This window comes from Alteromonas lipotrueae, assembly GCF_019249215.1.
Taxonomy (GTDB): domain Bacteria; phylum Pseudomonadota; class Gammaproteobacteria; order Enterobacterales; family Alteromonadaceae; genus Alteromonas; species Alteromonas lipotrueae.
Map to the genome: position 1 here is coordinate 1 of NZ_JAESDI010000004.1, position 23,755 is coordinate 23,755.

28 protein-coding genes are annotated in these 23,755 nt (G+C 42.4%); 11 read left to right on the forward strand and 17 right to left on the reverse strand.

Annotated elements, in window-relative coordinates:
* Positions 1–427: 427 nt before the first annotated feature.
* The 9 genes from JKP82_RS04965 to JKP82_RS05005 all read right to left on the reverse strand — a co-directional run bounded on the left by JKP82_RS04965 (position 428) and on the right by JKP82_RS05005 (position 4,697).
* The gene (locus JKP82_RS04965) at positions 428–739 is read right to left on the reverse strand and encodes a hypothetical protein (RefSeq protein WP_159531456.1); all 312 of its coding nucleotides are present in this window, start codon (positions 737–739) and stop codon (positions 428–430) included.
* A 136-nt stretch (positions 740–875) separates the two neighbouring features.
* Positions 876–1,298, reverse strand: coding sequence for a GNAT family N-acetyltransferase (locus JKP82_RS04970; RefSeq protein ID WP_126874040.1), 423 nt, complete (start codon positions 1,296–1,298; stop codon positions 876–878).
* 119 nt (positions 1,299–1,417) lie between these two features.
* Positions 1,418–1,810: a hypothetical protein gene (locus JKP82_RS04975; protein ID WP_159531470.1), complete on the reverse strand. Its 393-nt coding sequence runs from the start codon at positions 1,808–1,810 to the stop codon at positions 1,418–1,420.
* Between the two features lie 94 nt (positions 1,811–1,904).
* A complete protein-coding gene (locus JKP82_RS04980) occupies positions 1,905–2,285 on the reverse strand; it encodes a DUF1428 domain-containing protein (RefSeq protein WP_218396082.1) in 381 nt (126 codons plus the stop codon).
* Positions 2,286–2,438: 153 nt separating this feature from the next.
* Positions 2,439–2,702 (reverse strand): hypothetical protein, encoded by a 264-nt coding sequence (locus JKP82_RS04985; protein ID WP_218396084.1) that lies wholly within the window; start codon positions 2,700–2,702, stop codon positions 2,439–2,441.
* A gap of 120 nt (positions 2,703–2,822) precedes the next feature.
* Complete coding sequence (locus JKP82_RS04990) at positions 2,823–3,257, reverse strand: hypothetical protein (protein WP_218396293.1); 435 nt, start codon at positions 3,255–3,257, stop codon at positions 2,823–2,825.
* 122 nt (positions 3,258–3,379) lie between these two features.
* Positions 3,380–3,775 (reverse strand): DUF2750 domain-containing protein, encoded by a 396-nt coding sequence (locus JKP82_RS04995; protein WP_218396086.1) that lies wholly within the window; start codon positions 3,773–3,775, stop codon positions 3,380–3,382.
* A 120-nt stretch (positions 3,776–3,895) separates the two neighbouring features.
* On the reverse strand, positions 3,896–4,213 hold the full coding sequence (locus JKP82_RS05000; protein WP_218396087.1) for a CPCC family cysteine-rich protein: 318 nt from the start codon (positions 4,211–4,213) through the stop codon (positions 3,896–3,898).
* A gap of 124 nt (positions 4,214–4,337) precedes the next feature.
* The gene (locus JKP82_RS05005; RefSeq protein ID WP_138579868.1) at positions 4,338–4,697 is read right to left on the reverse strand and encodes a DUF2147 domain-containing protein; all 360 of its coding nucleotides are present in this window, start codon (positions 4,695–4,697) and stop codon (positions 4,338–4,340) included.
* A gap of 690 nt (positions 4,698–5,387) precedes the next feature.
* On the opposite strand from JKP82_RS05005, the gene JKP82_RS05010 reads away from it, so the two are divergent.
* A complete protein-coding gene (locus JKP82_RS05010) occupies positions 5,388–5,954 on the forward strand; it encodes a DinB/UmuC family translesion DNA polymerase (protein WP_218396089.1) in 567 nt (188 codons plus the stop codon).
* Between the two features lie 58 nt (positions 5,955–6,012).
* On the opposite strand, the gene JKP82_RS05015 is transcribed toward JKP82_RS05010, so the two are convergent.
* The 3 genes from JKP82_RS05015 to JKP82_RS05025 form a co-directional block, all read right to left on the reverse strand.
* Positions 6,013–6,441, reverse strand: a complete 429-nt coding sequence (locus JKP82_RS05015; protein WP_159529204.1) for a GFA family protein — start codon at positions 6,439–6,441, stop codon at positions 6,013–6,015.
* Between the two features lie 67 nt (positions 6,442–6,508).
* Positions 6,509–7,219, reverse strand: coding sequence for a GNAT family N-acetyltransferase (locus JKP82_RS05020; RefSeq protein WP_220099855.1), 711 nt, complete (start codon positions 7,217–7,219; stop codon positions 6,509–6,511).
* Between the two features lie 106 nt (positions 7,220–7,325).
* Positions 7,326–7,691: a DUF3192 domain-containing protein gene (locus JKP82_RS05025; protein ID WP_159529202.1), complete on the reverse strand. Its 366-nt coding sequence runs from the start codon at positions 7,689–7,691 to the stop codon at positions 7,326–7,328.
* Positions 7,692–7,935: 244 nt separating this feature from the next.
* Between JKP82_RS05025 and JKP82_RS05030 the strand changes: the two genes are divergently transcribed.
* On the forward strand, positions 7,936–8,226 hold the full coding sequence (locus JKP82_RS05030; protein WP_159529200.1) for a hypothetical protein: 291 nt from the start codon (positions 7,936–7,938) through the stop codon (positions 8,224–8,226).
* A 127-nt stretch (positions 8,227–8,353) separates the two neighbouring features.
* On the opposite strand, the gene syd is transcribed toward JKP82_RS05030, so the two are convergent.
* Positions 8,354–8,911, reverse strand: coding sequence for a SecY-interacting protein (syd, locus tag JKP82_RS05035; protein ID WP_218396091.1), 558 nt, complete (start codon positions 8,909–8,911; stop codon positions 8,354–8,356).
* A gap of 99 nt (positions 8,912–9,010) precedes the next feature.
* Here syd and queF point away from each other — a divergent pair, with 99 nt between their 5' ends.
* The 7 genes from queF (at position 9,011) to JKP82_RS05070 (ending at position 16,798) form a co-directional block, all read left to right on the forward strand.
* Entirely contained in the window at positions 9,011–9,862 is an 852-nt protein-coding gene (queF, locus tag JKP82_RS05040) for an NADPH-dependent 7-cyano-7-deazaguanine reductase QueF (protein WP_159529196.1), read from the forward strand.
* Positions 9,863–9,936: 74 nt separating this feature from the next.
* A complete protein-coding gene (locus JKP82_RS05045) occupies positions 9,937–11,478 on the forward strand; it encodes a GGDEF domain-containing protein (RefSeq protein WP_159529194.1) in 1,542 nt (513 codons plus the stop codon).
* Positions 11,479–11,480: 2 nt separating this feature from the next.
* Positions 11,481–12,839: a nucleotide 5'-monophosphate nucleosidase PpnN gene (gene ppnN, locus JKP82_RS05050; protein WP_159529184.1), complete on the forward strand. Its 1,359-nt coding sequence runs from the start codon at positions 11,481–11,483 to the stop codon at positions 12,837–12,839.
* A 166-nt stretch (positions 12,840–13,005) separates the two neighbouring features.
* The gene (locus JKP82_RS05055; RefSeq protein ID WP_129736873.1) at positions 13,006–13,380 is read left to right on the forward strand and encodes a DUF3192 domain-containing protein; all 375 of its coding nucleotides are present in this window, start codon (positions 13,006–13,008) and stop codon (positions 13,378–13,380) included.
* Positions 13,337–15,046 carry a histidine kinase gene (locus JKP82_RS05060; RefSeq protein WP_218396093.1) on the forward strand — a complete coding sequence of 570 codons (1,710 nt, stop codon included), beginning with the start codon at positions 13,337–13,339 and terminating at the stop codon, positions 15,044–15,046. Before JKP82_RS05055 ends, JKP82_RS05060 begins: the two co-directional genes overlap by 44 nt.
* Positions 15,047–15,244: 198 nt before the next feature.
* Positions 15,245–16,252 (forward strand): isocitrate dehydrogenase, encoded by a 1,008-nt coding sequence (locus JKP82_RS05065; protein WP_013785212.1) that lies wholly within the window; start codon positions 15,245–15,247, stop codon positions 16,250–16,252.
* Between the two features lie 228 nt (positions 16,253–16,480).
* A complete protein-coding gene (locus JKP82_RS05070; RefSeq protein WP_159529180.1) occupies positions 16,481–16,798 on the forward strand; it encodes a ComEA family DNA-binding protein in 318 nt (105 codons plus the stop codon).
* A gap of 80 nt (positions 16,799–16,878) precedes the next feature.
* Here the strand turns inward: JKP82_RS05070 and galU are convergent, their stop codons facing one another.
* The 4 genes from galU to wecA form a co-directional block, all read right to left on the reverse strand.
* On the reverse strand, positions 16,879–17,772 hold the full coding sequence (gene galU / locus JKP82_RS05075) for a UTP--glucose-1-phosphate uridylyltransferase GalU (RefSeq protein WP_159529178.1): 894 nt from the start codon (positions 17,770–17,772) through the stop codon (positions 16,879–16,881).
* Between the two features lie 385 nt (positions 17,773–18,157).
* A complete protein-coding gene (locus tag JKP82_RS05080) occupies positions 18,158–19,027 on the reverse strand; it encodes a glycosyltransferase family 2 protein (protein ID WP_159529176.1) in 870 nt (289 codons plus the stop codon).
* On the reverse strand, positions 19,024–19,911 hold the full coding sequence (locus JKP82_RS05085; protein ID WP_159529174.1) for a glycosyltransferase: 888 nt from the start codon (positions 19,909–19,911) through the stop codon (positions 19,024–19,026). Before JKP82_RS05085 ends, JKP82_RS05080 begins: the two co-directional genes overlap by 4 nt.
* A 127-nt stretch (positions 19,912–20,038) precedes the next feature.
* The gene (wecA, locus tag JKP82_RS05090; RefSeq protein WP_159529172.1) at positions 20,039–21,094 is read right to left on the reverse strand and encodes a UDP-N-acetylglucosamine--undecaprenyl-phosphate N-acetylglucosaminephosphotransferase; all 1,056 of its coding nucleotides are present in this window, start codon (positions 21,092–21,094) and stop codon (positions 20,039–20,041) included.
* A gap of 422 nt (positions 21,095–21,516) precedes the next feature.
* On the opposite strand from wecA, the gene JKP82_RS05095 reads away from it, so the two are divergent.
* Entirely contained in the window at positions 21,517–21,927 is a 411-nt protein-coding gene (locus JKP82_RS05095) for a hypothetical protein (RefSeq protein ID WP_218396094.1), read from the forward strand.
* Between the two features lie 16 nt (positions 21,928–21,943).
* A complete protein-coding gene (locus JKP82_RS05100) occupies positions 21,944–23,755 on the forward strand; it encodes a polysaccharide biosynthesis/export family protein (protein ID WP_246604279.1) in 1,812 nt (603 codons plus the stop codon).

The following is a 23,755-nucleotide window of genomic DNA, read 5'->3' on the forward strand; positions in this document are numbered from 1 at the left end:
CTCAATGGTTAGAGATGGTGTAATGTGGGAAGAAAAAGCGGCTTAATGTTTGAGTTGACACCATAGTCGTTTGTTAGGCGTACAACTGAACGTATGCGGCTTTGCCGCCAACGCTTGCCTACCAAACCGCTGAATTAAAATAATAAAATAACGATAAAACAACCTAGTACAGAAAGCTAGATGTAACTGCATAGTTGGATAAAAGCACGATCTGATAAGAGCGAGAAATTTGATTTTGTGACGGAGCTTAAAACGACCTAGCAAAACAACCTTTCTGCGAAATGCCACAAATGAAGCTTCTTTTTGATTCTGTAGGGAACAGCCGCATAACTTTTAAATAAGGGGCGATAACGCGTAGGGCATAATAGCGAAGCGGCCCTGCGTGTTAGCGTCCCAACGAGCGACAGCGAGTGACTTTATTTTTTTGTTATACACCAGATAGCCAACCATAAAACGCGATACCACCACACAGAAAACTGAACAAAAAATACGGCAACAAATTTACCCGCATGATTTGTGAAGATGGTTCGTTTCCAAAATACTCTTTGCGCTTGCCAAGCACTGGCCCTGCCATATAAAAAACGATGCTGACTAAGAACCAGCAATAAAACGCCCCTTGCGTAAGTGATACTGAACCGGACACTATGAGGAAAACCATAAGCAATGTTGCTAATACAGCGACAAGAGCAACACCAAGTTTATATCCGTTGCTTGGCTTTTTGTTGGTAATAAAATCCATATTATCTATCAATTACAGTGGTGTATAACTTTCCAATAACGGGCGCAGGTACGTGGGGCATAATGGCGAAGCCGCCCCGCGTGTATGCGTCCCAGCGAACGTAGTGAGTGTGTTGATTGGGTTGTTATACCCGTGCCTAATCATATATGCCAGGCGTTAAAACTTGCATTAACTTCTCAGGGTTTTCAACAGATGTAAAACCAAACTGCGAGTACAATCCGTGTGCGTCACTTGTTGCTAGCATAAACCTACGGAGACCTTGCAGATCTGGATGGGATGATATGTTTTCCATAAGTTGTTTACTTATCCCTTGACCACGATACTTTTCTATTACAAAAACGTCGCTTAGATATGCAAATGTAGCTTTGTCCGAAATAACTCTAGCAAAACCGACTTGGCGTCCATCGTTAGCATAGGCTCCAAATACAAGGGAATTGTCTATGGATTTTTGTAATGTTGAGAGCGGAATGTTTTTTGCCCAATAGGAGTTAGCCACGAAGGAGTGGATTAATTCGATGTCTAAGTCATCGTGGCTTGTACTTATATTAATTCCTTTCATGATAGCGATCCTTCAGAGGGTATAACTTTTAAATAAGGGGCGCATACGCGTGGGCTACAATGCGAAGCAGCCCACGTGTATGCGTCCCAGCGAACGAAGTGAGTGACTTAATTTTTTTGTTAGGTGCGTGCTTGTTCATAACACTCTAGCATGTAATATGCACTCTCTTGCTGTTCGTGACTTAACATTTCTGTTTCTGAAATAGAGCGAACCAAACAATATTCCTGCTCCTTTTTAATACTACCTCGATTTAAGACTTTCATGAATTCTCTGAAATTTTTGTTTTGAAATGAACTTAAAGACGGCAATCCGATAGACAGCAATTTCGAATCTAGAGCAGCTTGATCTGTTTTGCGCATATGAGATGAAATTTCTATCGCGTCATTTGCGGCTAGGCGAACTGACGTCAGAGAGCCCTTCATTAAACTCTCTTTAGATAGATAATCGAAAGCTTCATTAGTCTTAAAAACTAGCGCGACGAATTCAGCGAGAATTTCCTTTTCTGTTTTCATGAAGCACCTAACGCCCAAATAATGGGCTAAAAATAGTGGGCTAAAATGGAGCGAAGCGAACAGCCCGCTGTTTTTAGTCCTGTTAATTTGCTTGTTATACGGCGTTTACATCACAAGTTCGAACAAGGGAATTGAACCCTCCGTACACCATTCGCTTAGCATCAAAACCTGAATTAGATGAATTAATCAAATCAACCACCCTTGAATCTGAACTAACCTTCTCGTTTGCCAAATCACGTGTCTCACGAGAATCAAATACTACCCATCCAAATACGACGATTTCATTATCCGTTGCCGCTACGACATCAGTGAACGAGCGGGTACCTTCAAGGCTCATATCGTCACCGACATACTCGAAGTAATCAAGTGCACCATGTTCTTTCCAAATCTGTGCAACTGACTCAGCAAGCCGCTTGTATTCATTTAGATGATTTCGAGAAAGGGGAAACACGAATCCGTCAATGTAATTAGCCATACTTACTCCAATAGAGGTGACTGAACAGAGCTTCAGCCATATAACTTTCCAATAACGGGCGCAGACATGTGGGGCATAATGGCGAAGCCGCCCCGCGTGTATGCGTCCCAGCGAACGAAGTGAGTGCGTTAATTGGTTTGTTATAAGCCATTGCTAATGATTACCATCCGAGCCGGCACCACTGCTATCTCTGGGGCCACCTCCAAACTCAGAATGCTTTTTAATTGGGAGATCTTGGCTTTTGTGAAATTGCCAAAGAGCAATTGCAGCTATATAGGGAATTAACCATACAAGAAAGATTTGCGCAATTTTTTGCACATTATCTAAGTCATCCCTTTTCGCCAAGAAAACTGATACGGCTAGGCTTATTGCAATGTAAATTGCTAGTGCAGCGTATATCATAAAAAGAGAGCCCATCTCATCAATTCCTTTGGCTTATAACTTTAAGCTAAGGGGCGCTGGCACGTGGGGCATAATGGCGAAGCCGCCCCGCGTGTAAGCGTCCCAGTGACCGTAGGGAACGGCTTGAGCGTTTTGTTAGCTTTCATCTTTTACCATTTTACCGCGCTGTTGATAAGCGCTTTCTGTGATGCTGAAATAAAGGGAAGTATTCTTGATTTGCAGGGCCCGCCTTTTAGCTATCCACTCTCTAAAGTTGTGTTTTTCTTCAATTCTGGACCAACTTATGAAAATTGGTTTACGCCAAAAAAGGAAAAATGAACGTTTTACCAGTAAGCCTTCTTTGAAGCAGTGTATAGCCATGGAGTTCCAATAGTCTTTCTCGGTCGAATATTTATAAGAAGAGCAATTTTTCCAAAAAAAGACCATTTCTATTGAGTTGGGCTTACCGTGTGGTTTGGGTATATTTTCACTTACAGCGACATACTCGCTCCAAAGTGGGTGAGTATTTTCTCTATAGCTTAAATAGCTAAACAATAGTAACAGCGTTGAAATAATTAAGATGGCAAACATGATGAAAGCTAACGCCCACATAAGGGGCAGTAACACGTGGGCTAAAATCCGAGCGAAGCGACAGAGCCCACGTGTTACTGTCCCAGCGAGCCTGCGAGCGGCTTAATGTGATTGTTATGTTTTTACTCGTATTTGGCCATTTCATTTAGCAACTCTTCTTTTAGGTCTTGCGGCTCAATATACCAAAAGGTCCACTCTTGATTCGGAAAGACAGCAACTTTCATGTTATCTTGCTCAAATAGCGGAAGCCAATAATCAAGTAATTCTTCTAGGCTAATTTCTATTGCGGTGTGGCCCGGAAAATTCTCATCTGTGATTTTCTGGGCATACTCGTAATGTGGCCATAATGGAAAATATTCAAAGTCTTCAGGTGCGACTGGGACGAGCCAGCCTTCCTCACTTTTGACACCCCATAGTTGCTGCCAGTCCGCGACTTTACTGATGAAGTGAGCGTATCTATCAAAGCTATCTAATGCCAAAACAGCTTCATACTGCTTTTCATTCATCTTATAGGGCACTGAACTCTCCCTGTAAACATAACGCCCTAATAATAGGCAAAAAATTGTTGGCTAAAATGTTGAGGAACGAAAACAGCCAACTGTTTTTTGTCCTTATTAATTAGCTTGTTATAAGGTATTTTAATCCGGTCTGTATTCATAGTTTTTTCTTTCTTCAACGGATATTACATTCTTAACCATGTCTTTTTCGCAAGCGCCATACTTTAGGAAGTTTTCACGACCTTGTCGGATTGATAATCCGTGATTTGCTCCGGAAGGCTCATCCAATTCCCAGCCTGTGCCTTCATCTTCCCAGAAGCAAATTGGACAGATTAAGTAATTACCACTTTCAGCAATACTAATGTATTCACAACATTCACATTTCACCCGAGGCGTAGGATCTTCTGGCGAATACCATTTAGGCTTCGGTTTAAATAAATTACGGATTACTCGGAACATCCTTATGCCTTATAACTTTTAAATAAGGGGCGCAGGCACGCAGGGCATAATGGCGAAGCCGCCCCGCGTGTATGCGTCCCAGCCCGCGCAGCGGGCGAGCTTGATTTTTTTGTTATACACAAGGCTACTCCTTAATAAGTTTAAGCACTTCACTGTTTTCGGAGTCGAAGACAGATAGCGATGTGTCATTTAACTTGATTGTGACGAATACATATTTGTCTTTGTAGCCATTGTACATTTCCCCAACCCACTCAGCTTCTGTTGATTGAACAATATTTTTGATGATTGTGAGGCCAGAGTTTTGTTTATGAGTCTGGTGTTCTTTAACACTTGCTACACCAGTTGTTAAATTGAATTCGATTAGAGCTGGTTTTGTTGCATGCTTCCAAACGCCTTCTATTGTTGATGAAGCAAATGCACTTATCGTTACTAAATAGGTGCCTATGAAAACAGAAAATAGAAGAGACGTTTTGGTTTTATTCACTTTAATTTTCCTGATTTTGCGCATTGTGTATAACAATTTAATAGTGCGCAAATTGCGCGTTTTTCTTCCGAGCATGTGCTCGTTTTTATCCATAGTGCCATCATTCAGAGTTTACTGAAAGTCAAAGAGTACAGAGGTTACGCTTAATAAGGGCTAATTACGTAAAGGACAAAAACGCGCGATTGGGTCGTTTTCCTGAATATAGGGGAAAGGCAGCTACAACCGTATATGTAGACAGGCATCTAACTCTCAACAATGACAATATTTTGGGCAGAAACTAGCACATTGGGTCCATTAAGTAATAGATAACCAACTTCCGCTTTACATACATTGCGGTAGTCCCCTTAGCTTAGCCTTGCATGACCAGTTTTAGCGTAATGTAGCCCGAGGTATTTATTCGGCTTTGCCGCTGCAAATGCAAAAATTTAACGTTTAGATTGGAAGTGATACTCGTCCAGAATTTACTTTGCTATGTTCGAACTTATTTGTTAAGTATAAAGCTCCTCCAAAGCCATCACCGCGATTAGACTTTGGCTTCGTACTCACTAATAGGCCCGTAAAATGGATATAGCACCTATGAAAATGAGATTTTTGAAAAAAATTCTCTTATCGAATGAAAATAAAAAATCTGACGACCATCAGCCTCCCTACGCCAGCTCTACAAGCTGCTGACAGAGATTCTCACTTTGAATGACGATTGCCACGTGGGATGAGATAAGGCCCGCTAAAAAAGAGATTTACAGTACCCGTAGTTTTGGAAATAGAGTTACTAAGCAAGATGAATTGAGAGCGGCGCTAGCGACCCATGCTGAAATAGCCACCAAAAAACTACGCGCTCAACATTCTCTCGCTCATAGCGCCACCTTCTTTGCGGCAAATTCGCCTCATGATGATGGCAGATATGTAAAGCGGTCGGCGCTTTCCAGCTTTGCTGTGCCTACCAATGATACTCGACACGTTATTCACGCAGCGTCTGATACGCTAAATAAACTCTTTGTTCCAGGCGTGCGTTATTACAAAGTGGGGGTGGGTCTGTTGGACATTTGCGACGAGAAACATCGCCAAGGCGATTTGTTTACGCCCAGTACGGACAACTCGGCATTAATGGCAGTTCTTGACAATACGAACGCTAGGTATGGCAAAAACACGATGCATTTTGGCGCTAGGGGCTTTCAACAAAGCTTTGCCATGAAAAGAGACTTTTTGACGAAAAGAGCCACTACCCGATGGGAAGAGATCCCAAGAATTAAATGTTGAGACGTGGGATAGCTTCTGTTCCGTGTTTCTACAGTTGCTTGCTTTGCCTGCTGATAACTTAAGACTTTTGAGCAAAATACGCCATGATTTCAGCCTTGGTCATTTTTTTTGTTTTATTAGAAAAGCAATAGTAGTCTGGGCGTTGATCGCTGAAGTACTGCATATCCATTTCTAACCCATCTAGTGCTTGAAATATACCAACAGGAATATTGTACTCGCCGGTCTCATTGAGCCTATAAAACAGATGGGAACCACAGTTGCCACAAAAACCGCGAGAAGCCCAATCTGACGACCGGTGAATGCTTACGTTATTACCAGTAGAGGTTGTGTCTTCGAATTTAACCTGCGTACCGCATTGTAATGCGAACAGCGCCGAACCGCCCCACTGTCTGCAAGAATCACAATGGCAAACAGTGAATTTAGGATTAATATTCTCCGCCATTACGGTAATAGCCCCGCACAGGCAACTTCCTTGCGCACTTATCATTTACATACCACCTTATTTATTAAACGACGTAAAGTCCTCACCCAGTTTACGCATTTTTTATGACAATTTATGCAGGCTTTCGCCTAAACATTACATCGCCTTTTACGTGAGATAGGCTTAGCTCTCCCACCACATCATAGTTATCGTCGTTAAAAAAGGGCTTATGTTTAGCTACTGTAACAAACACTGCTACCCCTTCACTTTTAGCATCTTCTTCCACTACGCTGTCAATAGCACCTAATAGTGTATGTCCTAGTCCATGGTGTTGATAATCTGGGTGAACGGCAATGAAACTTAGCATATGAAAGTTAACTGCGGGGACCAATGCTCGCACTTTTTCTTCTTTTTCTAACATTTGCTTGGTGCCAAAAAGACCAGCGGTAAGTAGCATACGTAAACGCCAATGCCAATAACGGCCAGAACCAAAAGCAGCGTCTGGCGCAGTGAGGCATGCAACCGCGAGTAATCGCTCGCCATCGAACAACCCTACTATAGGCTGCTCTGCCACCCAAAAAGCGTTCAATTCTTCTCTGATAGCAGAGCGCAACCGACTCTCATAACCTTCTTTTTCGGCTTGAAATATGTCGCTAAAAAGTGGGTCGTCTACGTACGCATTAAATAAAATTGATGCAGCAACTTTCAAATCATCAACACCAAGGTAAATTGCTTTGATAGCCTTAAGAGATGGTACTAGTGACTCCACTACTTCATCTACTATGGCTTCGTTAGCCCCTTGTGCATTCGTCACTTGGCCTTCGGTTAGCGTATCGTTTGTCATGGGGCTACCCTCATTAATCTTCGGATTTATAGCCACAGAAAGCAAAAAGTGACCAATTTATGGTCACTTTACGGTAAAAACACTGAAATGTTAAATTAATGTTACCTTAATTTATTAGGTGATATGCGCTATCACCCCAGCCCACAAGGCCGCTATCTTTAAATACAATCGGGGTACATTCATCTTTTGTTGTTATACCATCACCCATGGTTCTTTGAGTACGGTAAAACAAAACACGATAGGTACCGTCTTGCTTTTCATAAAGCTCGTTGAAATCAGCTACACCCATTTTTCTTAATACGCTTTCATAGCTCATTCCTGTTTCAAGGTTCGAGATATGCTTGCGGTTATTGTACTCTCGATCTTCTACATCAGTACCGTAATGGCTATCACTTCCCCCACCTACAGATACCACGCAACCGGTAAGTAAAAATGATGATGCTAATGCGAGTGGTAAAATAATTGATTTCATGTGATTTCCTCTGATTTTTATCGTTTATAGTCTTTTATAGGCAAGAGTGTAATCAAGAATGAGACCAACTATTCAAGCAATTGATTTAAAAGTACTTATTTAAAATTAACGGTTATTAATTTTATAAAATGTGGTTTATTAAATTAATAAGTGGTCAGTTTGACACAAATTATTGGTTAAAAACCCTAGCGAAATCAGGCTGAAGTGGATAAGCTGAACGTCTTGTAATTTATTGGTCAATGAAATGTCACTGCAAAATAATAATAATCTGCAGAAATTAATGATTGTATGTCAGCAAATGGTGCAAAAAGGAACATCGCCTTCTGTTGCGCTGCTTAGAGCAAAAGCGCCTTTCAAAGCATCGGTAACAGAGGCTATTGAAGCTATTAAACAATTTAATGCTGCGAATGGCGCAAGTGACCCCGCATCTAACGGGAAGGAAGTGGAAACAATTGCATCGCTTTCAAAACGCGTTGCGGTACTTGAGCAGCAAATGACCGCGTTACAAAAACAGCTAGAAGCATCTATTGAGTAACCAATATAGCCACGTAATAGAGAATATGAAGTTACTTACCTTCAGCGCCTTCTCGTTGTCCACACCTTATATTGTCGTTTTTTTCAATGCACCAATACGCAAAGTTTAAGGCGAATTTCGTAAAGGATTACTCAGGCCGTAAGGTGGCAATAAATGCAGGAAGGTTTGGCGAAATGACTTTTTTAGGTGGCCTTCCAACTTGTTCTAACATCACTTCTCCAGTGCTATTTAACACACTTAGCACAAAATCATCTTCATCGGTTAATGCAAAAAAGAGTGTGGGCTCTTGTTTCAGTCTTTTTTTCATTAACAGGTGCCCAATTAAGTTTTGTTGAAGCCGCTCAAAGTCTTCTTCATTCCAAACTTGCAATAACTCACAAAGCCCATGCTCAGCAACTACCGGTAAATTATTACTGAAAAATTGAGTAAAGAACTGACAAAAATCAGCGTTAAGCGTAATGTCCAATGCCTCTTCAACATTCTTAAAACTTAGCGCGGAATGCTGACTGTCGCTCTGGCACTTGGGCTCCCACGGTACCAATTCTCCTTCATCTCCCTGCTTTAAATAGCAAGGTGAGGGCCATTGACTATCATAAGGTATAGTCAACAGACTACCACTGCGCTCGTAGTGGGAAGTGAAAGCACCGATAAGTTGGGTTAATTCATTACTAATTGTTAAGGCCATTATGGGGTTACACCAATATTTTTGAGGTACACTATAGGTATAAGGTGCCAAGTTCAAGTAAGACGGCACATCTAAAACGGTTAGAATATATAGGTAAATATGACTTCGAAGGTAAACGATAAAATTTCTATTTCTGCGCCCAACGATCTTTCATTGGGGAAGCAGGTTGAATATGAATTTCATTACAACCCCGACCTACTTCAGGGCGTACCCCGTAGCTTAAGCCGAGATACGTTATCGTTGGATGCTGAAGCCCTGCCCTTTACAGGTATTGATACATGGACCGGGTATGAACTGTCTTGGCTCAACAAAAAGGGAAAGCCTAACGTAGCCTTGCTTGAATGTAATGTACCTATCACCTCTACAAATCTCATAGAGTCGAAGTCATTTAAGCTGTATTTAAACAGCTTCAATCAAACCGCTTTTGAAAGCCCTGAAGACGTTCGCGCCACACTGGCATCTGACCTGTCAAAATGTGCGGGTGAACCCGTGATGGTCAGCTTAACGCTTCCAAATCAATTCAATACACTAACATTTAAAGAGTTTGAAGGTGTACTGCTTGATGAGCTTGATATCGCTGTGGAAACTTACGAACCGGACACATCGCTGTTAAAAGTAACGGACGAGAAAAAGGCTGAAACTTTGGTTTCCCACTTACTTAAATCGAATTGCCTTATTACCAGTCAGCCTGATTGGGCAAGTGTGCAAATTCGTTATGAAGGGAGACGCATAGATCACGAAGGCTTACTAAAATATTTAATTAGCTTCAGACAGCACAATGAATTTCATGAACAGTGTGTAGAGCGTATTTACTGTGACATTATGCAACACTGCCAACCTGAAAAGTTGACAGTATGCGCGCGTTACACAAGACGTGGAGGGCTCGACATAAACCCTTTCCGCTCTAATTTTGAAACGCCCTATGCAAATAAAAGGCAAGCTCGTCAGTAATTTAGCTAACAGGTTAATAACAAAATCACTAAATGTGCAGGATGACTTCACCTAAGGTTGAGTAAACAAAAATTATGGACGCCAAACAGCTTCAAACCTACAAGCAACACAATACGTTACTTTCACAATTTATCGTTCGCTTGTCTGCCTTTTATGAAGGTTTTTCCGACAAAATTGATAGTGAACTACAAATATTGAGAGGGCATTTGTCCGGCACGCCAAACTTTACGCTTGCCACGGTCAGCATCAATAAGCTTAATAGCGCGCTTCAACACCAAGAACTGACATTAAAAAAATACAGTATTGAAACCGTCGCCTTGTTAGAAAGTGCAACTAAGCGTCTTCAAAAAGTAGTGTTTGAAGATGAAGTGCTTCAAAAACGAGCCACACAGCAATTGATAACCCTGAATCAGCCGGTTGGGGATATTTTTAGTATTTACAAGTTGTTCCAGCAAGCTATTGAGTTGCATCATGCGGCGTTAGCAAGTAGCGCAGCAAGCGAGCCTGCTGTGGGAAATAGTAAAGACGAGGCAGCTGTAGCAGATGGCGCTAAAGACACCAAGATAAACCCTCTTTATAAGTCTATTTTAGAGGAACTAAATCAGCTTATCGCCAGCTATGCCCAGCGCCAACCTGACGATAGTCAGTTAGTTGATATACAGAAAAAGTTAACTGAAGGCATGTCGGAAGACCAGTTACTAAAGAGCTGCGTAGTTATTCTTCGAATGATAGTGCAAGACGCTATGGCAGAAGCCAGCTTAACCGGTAAGGTCATTCAAAGCCTGCATAACTCCCTAGGTAAAATGGGAGGAGATGTTCAGCTAAGCATGGAAAATAGCCGCACTCAGTTTGAGCAAAGACAGGTTGGTAATGCGCAGCTTCAGTCCCATATCGAGAGTATTGAAGAAGCGGTGTCACACAGCGAGTCTCTAGAATCACTTAAAGAACACACGCAATTCTGTGTCCAGAATATTGCCAGCACGTTAAATGAACAAGCGCAATTAGATTCTCAGGGCCAAGAGTCATTAATGGGGTTACTAGGCTCAATGCAAAGCAGAATTGAGCAGCTTCAAAAGCAAACGATAACCTACAAGAAGAAGCTGGCTGAACAAATGATGCTTAGTCAAACCGACCCCCTAACCCGCTTACCTAACCGCCAAGCGTACAATGAGAAGTTGTCGAAGGCGGTTCAGTCTTGGCAGGATAATGGCGATGATTTAGCGGTGGCCGTCATCGATATAGACCACTTTAAGTCAATAAACGACCGATTCGGTCATGCTGCCGGTGATAAAACACTTCAAGTGGTAGGAAAAAACCTAAAGCAACAGTTAACAGAAAACACCTTTATGGCGCGCTGGGGCGGTGAAGAATTTGTTTTGCTTCTACCCGGTATGAATAAGCAAAAAGTCACCAGCCTGCTGGAAACCATGAGAACTAAGCTGGCCTCTTTACCCTTCAAATTCAAACAAGAAAAAGTCACTATAACCGCATCTTTTGGCGCGTCATTTTTCAAAAAGGGGGACACCCCAGACGCCGTTTTTGAACGGGCTGATAACTTACTATACCAGGCCAAAAATAGCGGTCGAAATCGCGTTATCACTGACAGAGACGAATAAGTATGAAGAAAGTGCAGTTAAATCCTGTTGGTTGGATGAGTCAGTTATCGCAGATTGAAGTGGCTCAGTTGCAAGATACGACAAATAGCGCACTTTACGGCATGTTTCGAAACTGTTGTTTAGCGGTACTAAATAGTGGTGTTGATGAAGATGATTACGAAGTGCTTTTTGAGCCTTACGAAAATTTCGATATCAAGCTGGTTCGTAGAGAGCGTGGCGTCAAAATTGAATTAGTGAACCCACCCGAAGTGGCTTTTGTAGATGACACCTTGGTTACCGGAGTGCATGAGCATATTTTTGCAGTACTTCGCGACCTGCTTTATATGGGCAACAAGTATGCGTTTACCCACAAAAGTGCGCCAGTCGATAGTGTAAACATTACCGATATGGTGTTTGACATGTTGCGCCATGCAAAGGCACTTGAAGGAAACGACGGCCTTAATACCGTGGTGTGCTGGGGTGGTCACTCTATTAATCAAACTGAGTATAAATATACAAAGGAAGTGGGATACCAGCTAGGGCTTAGAGAAATGAATATTTGCACAGGCTGTGGACCAGGTGCAATGAAGGGGCCCATGAAAGGGGCTACCATTGGGCATGCTAAACAACGGTATAAAGCAGGCCGTTATATTGGCATTTCTGAGCCTAGTATTATCGCAGCGGAGCCTCCCAACGCGATTGTTAATGAACTAATCATCATGCCTGATATTGAGAAACGCCTTGAAGCCTTTGTTCGCCTAGCTCATGGTATTGTGATTTTTCCAGGCGGAGTGGGCACTGCCGAAGAGTTGCTTTATTTGCTTGGTATATTAATGAATGAACGAAATGCCCAGCAGCCCTTCCCTGTGATCCTTACCGGTCCAGCTGGATCTGAGGCGTACTTTGAGGCCATTGATGAATTCATCGGTGCAACGATAGGGAAAGAAGCACAGAGTAAATACCAGATTATCGTTGACGATCCTGAAGAGGTTGCTCGTGTGATGCGCACGGGACTCGGGAGAGTTAAAAAGTACCGAGAAGCAATGGGCGATGCCTATAGCTTCAACTGGTCACTAAAAATAGAAGAAGATTTTCAACGTCCGTTTATTCCCACACATCAAACTATGTCAGACTTAGCATTGCATCATGATCAGGATAATGCCTCACTAGCTATAGCGCTAAGGCAAGCATTCTCGGGTATTGTGGCGGGCAACGTAAAGGCTGAAGGTATAAGACACATTAAACAGCACGGACCATTTAGACTGACAGGTGATGCCAAGTTAATGGAGCGGGTCGATACACTATTAGAATCTTTTGTTTCTCAGCAAAGAATGAAGCTTCCTGGCACTGCATACACGCCTTGCTACACAATTGAGAAATAACTAGACGCATTTCCTTACGTTTAACACTTACCGTCGATGAACTTTTTACGGTACACTGTAGACTTAAGTAGTTATTCAAACAAAGGAACTGCGATATTACAGTTTGTAACCTGTACACATGTTGTAAATTGTTTATTTTAGCGCAGAAAAACGAAAAGTTAGGGTTATGAACTCCAAGGTAATTCGACTCATTTTTGCTGGCATCGCATTGTATGCGGCTTTTGTATTTCTAGTGATTTCAGTTTATCCCGATAAACCTGAAAATATGGACTGGAAAGACCGCGAAGAGTATAACCGCGTACAAATTACCAAATTAAAGTTGGGTAGCACGCGAGAAGAGGTGTTGGCCTTGCTTGGTTCGCCTGATATTACCGAAGCCAAACGACAGAATGATAATGCTATTCAAGTGATGTTTTACCGCACCCAGCACGTTCGTGCTGATGGTTTAACCACACAAGATGAATGTACGCCATTATTGTTTGAAAACGAGAAGCTCATTGCGTGGGGCGACGGGGCGTATTCAAGTTACCAGCAAAGCTAACCAAATGGAGCTCAATGATGCTTCTGAGCTTTCGGACGTCCTGCTTTCTCTACCTGCACTTTCCTCGACGCCTCAAGATATCGTTAATACCTGTCTTCATCGAGCTAAGCTTACCCTTTCATTTGTCCAAGCTCACCCCGCCATTCCTTTAGCACTTCAAACATGCACGAGTGATATCGACACCCTCACGCGTCATATGTTGAACCTAGCACTGTATGGCAAACTTAATAACTATAACGACCATTTTTTACAACATATTATTGCGGCCCACTTAGCTACGTATTATTTGGCAGCTTCTAATCTGGCTTCTTCTAATTTGGCCAAGGCATCAAAAAATGAGTCAATCAGTCAAAAAAAAGCGCTGCTTACGTTCATCAACGAGCATCACCTCACGCTGTGGCGACAAATTATTGCGTTGCAAAAAGTGCTTTTCACCTCACAGTCAATAAAGCATGTTGGTGAAGTTAAATTAACGTCACTTCAACGCCTATGCCTTGTAGCAAGTGTGTTTTCTTACTGCACTGAAAGTCACTCAAGGTCAAGTCTTCTGGCGTTTATCGCTCAGCGTATACCCATGATGCAGCGGACTTTCTTACACCCTATCGCATCACTTATTTCAATACCTTTGCCTGGGGCTAGCGTTTACGTAAAAGCCCACCCCGCTATTGTGATTGATATACAAAAACATCACGCGCTTGTGCATTCACCCAGTAGAAAAGAGGATGAGAAAATACTATGGGTTAAGCGCAATACACTTTTGGCGCCTAAAAACCTTTATCTGAGTTTTGAAGATTTCACTGGTCAATATCAAGCATGTGAGAATGCCCGAAGCGTGAAAGGAGAGCAGTCTTTTTTACCCGCAACCTTCCCTGTTCAACGTCCACCTTCAGCCCTTCTAGAGATTATTGATGAATTGCAAAAAGCGGATGTGGATGTACCTAATTTATGTCAAAAGGTAGAAAAGGTGCCCAGCTTCCAGCAGTTCTTGCTTTTTACTGCTAGCCTAGACAATCGCCTTAAACTCCCCGTAACGAGCCTCAAACAAGCGATACTAACTTATGGTTTGGAAAGAGTGGGCGATATGCTGGTACAACATGCACTTATAGAGCGCTTAACCCAACATCAATATCCACTGCTTGCCATAAGCAAACAATTTACCTCCCTGGCGTGTGGCATTGCTGCGCAGTTAACATCAATAACAAAAACGAAGTTTACTCCTCAATCTGCCGCCCTAGTGACCACCTTTTTGTGTGCCCCCTTATTCACGCTACCTGGATTAAAAGTGGCGACTAAACTACCTGTTAGCCAAAAAGACTACTTTCAGATAGGTAAAGCCTTCAAGGTTAAAGGCGTTTCTTCATGGCATGCTATTTCAGGAGAACTGGCGGAAAATTGGCACCAGAGTGCGACATGGCGAGCGATAATTCACCAATCAGGTCGGCGGCACGCAGAGGTGGCTGCTTCTTTGCAAAAGGAACATGCCATTTTACAACTGTCTTTTGGCCTCGCCAGAGAGTACTTATTCCCGTTGAATGCGCGAGATGCAGCCACTGACAATACCTTCGATACCTTAGTAAAGAGCGTAGCATTAAAAAATGAAGATATTCGCTGCGTAATGGAAAGACTAGGCGAATATCTGTTTTGCCCACTTAATTTGCACGAGTAAAATTAATCTTTACGAATGGCTATAACTTAGCCCCGCTATCGTATAAAATACGCCGCTTAGCGCCGCTTCAAATAACTACCCCTAATTTTCAAAATAATAATAAGATGAGGCGGTCATCTTTGGCGCGTTTCGCTCGCTAAGCTAAAATGTAGTAAACCTAACGATTTTGACAATAGAATTATCAGAGGATCCTTCCACATGACTCAGCAACACATTACAGTCATTCGCGGTGACGGCATTGGCCCAGACATTATTGATGCAACCACTAAAATTTTAGATAAAGTTGGCTGTGATTTTGCCTATGACTACGCAGATGCAGGCTTAGTTGCCCTTGAAGAGCATGGTGAACTTCTGCCACAAGCAACACTTGACCTTATCGCTAAAAATAAAGTGGCACTTAAAGGCCCACTAACTACACCAGTTGGCGAAGGTTTCACATCCATTAACGTTAGCTTACGTAAGCAATTCAAACTTTACGCAAACTTACGCCCTGTGATCTCCTTCAAAGGCACTAAAGCTCGTTACGAAGATATCGATATCATTACCGTGCGCGAGAATACTCAAGGTATGTATTCAGGCCTTGGTCAAGTGGTTTCAGAAGACGGTAACGAAGCTGAAGCGATGAGTAAAATTACTCGTGACGGCGCTGAAAAAATCGTTACCTTCGCTTACGAATTGGCGCGTCGCGAAGGCCGCAAGAAGGTTACCGCAGTACACAAAGCTAATATTTTGAAGTCGACTTCAGGTTTGTTTTTGAAAGTGGCTCGTGAAGTGGGTGAACGTTACCCAGATATCGAGTCTACAGAAATGATCGTTGATAACACCTGTATGCAGTTAGTCATGAACCCACATCAGTTCGACGTGATTGTTACGACTAACCTATTCGGTGATATCCTTTCTGACCTATGTGCTGGACTTGTTGGCGGTCTTGGTATGGCTCCTGGCGCTAACATCGGTGAAGACTGTGCTATTTTCGAAGCTGTTCACGGCTCCGCTCCTGATATTGCAGGTAAAAACTTAGCTAACCCAACATCAGTTATTCTTGCTGCGGCTCAAATGCTTGAATACTTGAATATGGGTGATAAAGCTGAAAAAATTCGTAGCGCATTAAAAGACGTTATTGAAACTGGTGACCGCACTACTCGCGACCTTGGTGGTGAAGCCGGCACTAATGAATTTACTCAAGCGTTGATTGACCGCCTTTAAGGTTAAAAATACGTCATTAATAAAGCGGGCTTCAAGCCCGCTTTTTTGTATCTGTCTCTTACTGCATACATTCTTCCCTCTCCCCCTCCCCGCACAAAAAAAGAAAAAACGCCCTAATTTACTGTTGGCCGTTTAACAAAACTGTCCTAAAACTGGTCTTTTCATATTTCACCCTGTGGGTAACATCAACACGGTACAAATGGTGTACACCCCAAACAAGGAATGACAATGAAAAAACAATTAACAAGCTTACTGGTTCTATCTGCGCTATATATTTACACACCAGCCATATCGGCCGCCCCCCTTGATAATGATGCTTCATCATCAATGGTAAGTGTTGGTATCGCGACAAAAATCGACCTTAATGACGCGAGTATTGAAGAGCTTCAAACTTTGCCTGGCGTGGGTATCTCTAAGGCAAAAGCTATTATTGCTTATCGACAAGATGTTGGGCCATTTTTAGAAGTAGCCCAAATAACCGAAGTAAAAGGGATTGGTGAAAAGATGCTCTCTAAACTGCAAGGCTATGTTGTGGTAAAAGACTGAATAGGACACTCGGTGTTACTCAGTTTGAAAGACACGTACAAAAAAGCGCGCCATAAGCGCGCTTTTAAATAGCCATAATCTTAGAGATTAAGGCTAGAGATATACTCTTTAAATTCTTGACCTAACCCTGGGTGTCTAAGCGCGTACTCTACGTTAGCTTTCATGTAACCTAGTTTACTACCACAGTCATGGCTCTTACCTTTCATGTAGTAAGCATCAACCTGTTCAACCTTCATTAATGCATCAATAGCATCAGTAAGTTGAATTTCATCGCCGGCACCAGGAGGAGTGAATTCAAGCAAGTCCCAAATCTTCTCAGATAGTACGTAGCGACCTACAACAGCTAAATCGGACGGTGCTTCATCAAGCGACGGCTTTTCTACCATTTTGTGTATTTTAGCAGACTCACCCGGCTCTATCGCTGCGCCATCAAGGTCTGCAATACCAAATTTGGTCACATCTTCTTGTGGAACTTGTTCTACCATTACTTGGCTGACACGAGTGGTATTAAACTTAGCAACCATGTCTGCAAGGTTATCTTTTTTCGGATCGCTTGCCGCATCATCAATGATCACATCAGGTAATACTACCGCAAAAGGTGCATCGCCAATTATAGGACGAGCACACAATACAGCGTGTCCTAGACCGTTCGCAACACCTTGACGGATATGCATGATAGTGACATCTTTCGGACAAATTGACTGTACTTCTTCAAGTATCTGACGCTTAACACGCTTTTCCAATGTGGCTTCAAGCTCAAAAGATGTATCAAAATGGTTTTCGATACTGTTCTTACTCGCGTGGGTTACCAAAATGATTTCTTTTATTCCTGCTGCGACACATTCCTTCACGACATATTGAATAAGAGGCTTATCTACCACTGGAAGCATTTCCTTAGGAATTGCTTTTGTAGCAGGAAGCATTCGGGTACCTAGGCCCGCTACTGGAATAACGGCTTTCTTTACTTGACTCATAATTTAATGTCCTTGTACTGATAATCCTCAACCTAAAATGAAGTATGCAATCCACATTCCATACTCACAACTTCATTTTGGCTCGAAACGGTTACGCGTTTATAAAACTTAAAGTTCACTTCATAATGATTTCTATTATAAAAAATAAAAAGCTTCATCATGAAGCACATATTTCAATTCATATCACATATAACTGGTGCTAATCAGCGCAACATCATTGAAAAATAATGTTTTTGAAATAAAAGGATTTGGCTAATCAACGCCCCTTTTTAATTCAGCGTTATGCACCAAAAAATATCACCTGCACATCTTTAGTGAAACCTTACATTCATTAAGCAGTGCTTTTAAAATTCCAACTAAAACCATTGCATAAACAACGTAAAGCCTACTTTATACTAGGCTCTTGAATCTTTCCTTTCTTCGCACTAATACCGTCGGCCAGCCCTTTCAGTAAATAATGCCCACGCTTTTTACCATCTGGAAAGTAGAATCGATTGACAATATAACGTAGCGGTATTGCGGGAAGATGACGGCACTTCCAATAAAGTGGTACATATCCCCTTCGCGCTAAGAGTAATACGTTCCTCATTTGATAGTAAAGTCGAATAGGTGCGCCTTGCTTGAATGTTAGGCCTAGCACCTTTACACGATCATCGCCCTGACGGTGCGGCATGCATACTGATAAAGACTGAAATATAGAAAAACCGAGATTATTGGCGCGCCAGCACCACTCATGATCCACACCGTCTATGAATAAGCCTGTTTCTTTATTTCCGACTGTAGAAAATGCTGAAGAAGATAGCATCATACCTGAAGCAATAATTTGTTTTACTTCTCTAACCTTGCTATCGATTTGACGTCCCTTTTGAACTCGGCCTACGGCAAGCTTACCGGTAAATTGACAATGTATGGAAGGGCCAAGTGCCGCTATTTTATGGGAACGCTCAAGCTCGTGGTACTGAGCTAATAAGTCTACTGCCATATTTACCGTAAATAGACTATCTTGATCTAGCACTACCGCATGTGAAAGACCATTTTTAAATAGATAATTGAGGCCTACATTCTGAGCCTCGGCAATGCCTACGTTTTCAGGATAATGGAAGTACTGGCAGTGAGAAGAAAGCGATAAGACAGTTTTTTCAGGAGAATTGTCGACTAATACAATGGGCCATTCACAGTGCATGAACCCATCGATAAGTGATTGCACATGTTGAATATCAGGGTGATAAAGTACAACGACAATTCCACAGTTCAATGTTTACCAAACCTATCCAATAAATGACGATCGAGTTTATACGCTAATTTAACGACTTTTCCAGGCATCAATCGAAGCGTGAGAACCCCGCACGCATATGCGGCATTGTAAGGCGTTAGCTTTTTCAGTTTAAGCATGGCATTGAACCTTGCTCTAAATTCATTGAGTGATTTACTAAAACCTCTGCGCTTATAAAAGTTGTTTACGCGCCTGAATTTCAATAAACGATCTTTAAGATTTCTAAACACGAAACCGTTAGAAGCCAGGGTTACCCAAAGAAAATAGTCTTGGGTGTTCATTAGGTTGCTGTCGTATCTATAACCTTGCTCAAACACCGTGTAACGTATTACTACGGTAGGATGATTCAGTGAGCACCGTCGTGGCAAAATACTGACAATTTGCTTGTGAGACGAAGGCATGACCCGCGCTCCCACTTTCTCACCGTGCTCGTTTATTTCAGTCAACGCTGACCCCAACACTGATATATAGGCATGCTTTCGCAAATAACTTATTTGCCGAGCGAGTCGAGTAGAAATCGAGATGTCATCCGCATCCATTCTCACGAAGTAAGAAGGGTTCAACGATAGTCCCCATTCGGCCGCCTTGTTCATGCAGCTAGCCAAACCAGGTTTAGTCGCGTTTTGGGCAAGTACAACCCGAAGGTCAGAAAAGGCTTTATCTTTGAGTTTATTCATCATCTTAACGGTAATTTCCCCGTCAATTACAATGATAAAAACAAAATCTCGATAGGTCTGATTGAGGATGCTATCAATTGCTTGTTCTACCCACTCGACCTTGTCCCCCCCATAAACCGCCATAGCGACTAAGGTTTCAACACGTTTTTTCTTATAGTTGTTGTGAAGAATAGAAAGGTTCGAGTCCAAACAGAATTACCAATTTTAAAGCGTTGATACATGGAAAAGTAAAAGAAAAGCGCTTTCTAATCTTATTACACCGGCGTTAGAAATTTGTTTTTAGCATTCAATTTATCAACGCATTAGAAATATTACTCTAACGCTTTTTGATAAAGCGAAGTACGCTCCAAATGTTCTGAATGACGATACTATACAAGACCAGTAGACAAATAAAACCCCAAAACATGGTGTATTCTGGCACTAGGTATATTTCACCCAGGATCCCAATTATGCAATAACAGGCTCCCATGCATAGTATCGCGATGAGAGATTGGCGACTTGATAACCCAGCACGCATGAAAATGTTATGTAAGTGCTGGCGGTCGGGGCGCAGCATAGACTGCCCTTTGCGTGCACGGCGGTACATTATTGCTGCCATATCCATCAATGGCAATCCAACCAACCACACGGCGGTAATCGGTCTAAATGCAGCACTAACACCTTGGGTATGGTCGACTAATAACCATACTATCGTAAGGCCCACGAACATACTGCCCGCATCACCCATAAATATTTTATTTCCTTTAAAGCCCTTCCAACTCAAGTTAAAGGCTAAAAACGGTACGATGGCAGCTACAATAATTAGAGGCTCCATAATGGCAGCGCCATTGCCAGTAGCAATCAGAAAACCCGCTAAAGTAAGCAGAATAACCAGGCTCATGCCCCCTGCAAGTCCGTCAATACCATCAATCATATTAAAAGCATTGATAACACCCACCACGCACACAACAGTAAAAAAATATCCGCCAATATCGAGCGCAATATCGCCACCACCAAAAATATTACCTAAAGACGTGACATAGTTTTGAGCACTCCACGCCATTATTGAAGCTACACCAAATTGACACATTAAACGCCCTTTAGCGCTTAAGTCGAAACGATCATCAAGCATACCGAGAAGTACAACAAAGGCAGAAGCAGTAAAGAATAAAGGATTGTTTTTCATCCAAACATCAGTCGCAACACTCGCGACCAATACCGCCATAAAGATGGCGACGCCGCCAGTTAATGGAATGATGCCCGCATGGCGTTTTCTCGCGCTTGGTTGATCAACCAAGCCAAATTGATGTGCTAGCGGTGTCATCACCACTAACAGAATAAGTGCTACAAAAAACGCAGTAAAAAGAGGAACAAACTGCAAGTACGCTAACATATTAAACAAAACCTCGTGCCACCGCGGCTCATACCACCAGACATCAGTACTTCACTGATTGGTGTTCTTCCAAAGTGTGACATGTGAACCAAATTGGTATCCATATTAATACAACGTCCTTTAACGACCTACCGAGGGCTTCATTCTTTTATTTGAAAAGGATAGGAAAAACCCCCTTATCATAATAAACATTCTGTGTTGTAACCACCCTTAGTGGCAAAAACTTTTGTAACAGGAATAATAATGACTAATTAGCACCAATATTTCGTATAAATTTAAAACAACACGCCTTGAGCGCGCAACATTTTGAACAAATAAACATCCATCGACATGCAATTCGCAATGTAACGCATGACGAAAGCATGTTTTTTTTTGTTCTTATGGTATCCTAGCGCCAAATTGCTATATGGATATGACAGTCAATGTTAAATACGCATAAAGGGGCTTGCTTACTCGTTGCGCTAACCAGCTTACTAGCGGCGTGCAGTAACGTGCCTAAATCGACAACCGCCGATATTCCACTAGTACACGCTTCGCTAGCATACTCTTTGTCTGCCGAAGAAGATGTAGCAATAAGCATTCCAAATTTAAATTCTTCGTTTAGTCAGGGGCAGAGCATTCAAATTATGCTTGAAGGCATTGATTACGAGGCGACTAAATTGTATACCTCGGCAACCGGTAACGACTGCATTCGCTTTCAAGCTACACTTTCTGGCACCCAGTCCAAAAATGAATATACCAAAGACAAGGTTACCGTTTGTAAACGCGACGGGGCGTGGTCCATTTTGAGCCCACTGGTTGCTTCGGCACAAGTAGAAGTAGAAGGAGAATAAGTTGAAGTCGTTACATTTGGTTTCTTTAACTGCCGCAGTCGCACTTTCAATCAGTTTATTTTCTCAAGCAGTTTACGCGCAGAGTGCGGAACAAATAGAACAGTTAAGACAACGCGCCCAACAAACAGGCTCGTCATCAAGCTCTAGTACTGCAGCTGGCGTGTCCCCTCTCAGCGTTCAGAGTCAACGTACACTGCCCGGCGCAGGTAGCGCACAAAGTACAATGGGGCAATTTAGCACTCAGCCAAGAGATGGCCTTTCTCTTCCGGGTGAGCCAACTATTGAAAGTGTTTTCCCCCAACAAAAAGCAATGGCTAACCCACCGTTTGCTGCCAACCTATTTCTTGGCGGCTTCGAGTCAGAAAGAACCACAGGCTTAAACGATAACTACCTGGTTGCCCCTGGGGATAAAATTTCTATATGGCTTTGGGGTGCAATCAATTATTCAGATGTTTCTACTGTTGATAACCAAGGCAACATATTTATACCCAATATTGGCCCAATTCGGGTTGCTAACACGCCAGCGGGTTCAGTAAACCAGACAGTCAGTAGTAAAATTCGTCAGGTTTATACCAACGATGTAAATGTATACGTCAACCTACTTACTTCAACACCTGTGGCAGTCTATGTTTCTGGTCCAATTTTACGTCCTGGGCAATATGCGGGCTTAGCATCTGATAGTGTTCTGTATTACTTGAAACGGGCGGGAGGTATCGATTTTCAACGAGGTAGCTTCCGTAAAATAGATGTTATTCGCAACAACGAAGTTATTGCAACCGCTGATTTATATGCATTTTTCAGGAACGGCAAGCTTCCAAAAGTGTCCTTTAAAGACGGTGACACTATTTTAGTTCGCCCTATCGGCAATACTATTGTGGTAGAAACGGGTGCCCGAAATAGCTTTACCTTTGAGTTTTCAGATGAAGAGCTTACCGGCGAGGTAGTAAACTACTTTGCACGACCGGGTGAATTTGCTTCTCATGCTTCTGTTGCTGGCGTAAGAGAAAATAAACAGTTTGCACGTTACTTAAGCTTATCGGATTTTGAAGCCTTGCCTTTAAAAGCCGGCGATACGGTAGAGTACGTGGCTGATAACGAAGCACAAATCTATCGTATTAATGTAGCTGGCGCATTTTCAGGTGCATCACAATTGATGGTAGACAAAGGCACACGCTTGCTTGATGTGCTTGATCATATTGAAGCTGATACAACCTTGTCAGATACGCAAAATATCTACCTTCTGCGAGAAAGTGTTGCTATAAAGCAAAAAGAAATTATCGAGCAAGGGTTAGAGCGATTAGAGCGCAGTATGTATACTGCTCCTATCAGTTCTACCGGTGAAGGCGCTATTCGCGCACAGGAAGCTCAACTTGTAGCTGATTTTATTGCCAGAGCACGCCAAGTTGAACCCCAGGGTCGTGTGGTTGTGTCTGAAAATGGCGACACTGCGAACATTCTTTTAGAACCTAATGATACGATTGTGATCCCAGAAATTACGGATCTTATTCATATTGGTGGCGAAGTTTTACTCCCTCAATCGGTTGTATTTAACCCTGACGCAGATACTGAAGATTATATTGCATGGGCTGGCGGTTTTACCGAACGGGCTGAAGATGAGCGTATCTTGATTGTGCGCAAAAATGGCAACGTTGCGTTTGCTAATATTGATAATGGTATTTTAACGGCTAACGGCAGTGGCGCTAAATTATTACCTGGCGATCAAATCATTGTGCTGCCGGCTATTGATACCAAGGTGCTTCAGGCAGTAAAAGATATTACGCAAATTGTCTATCAAATCGCCATTGCTGCGAACGTAGCCACAGACTAA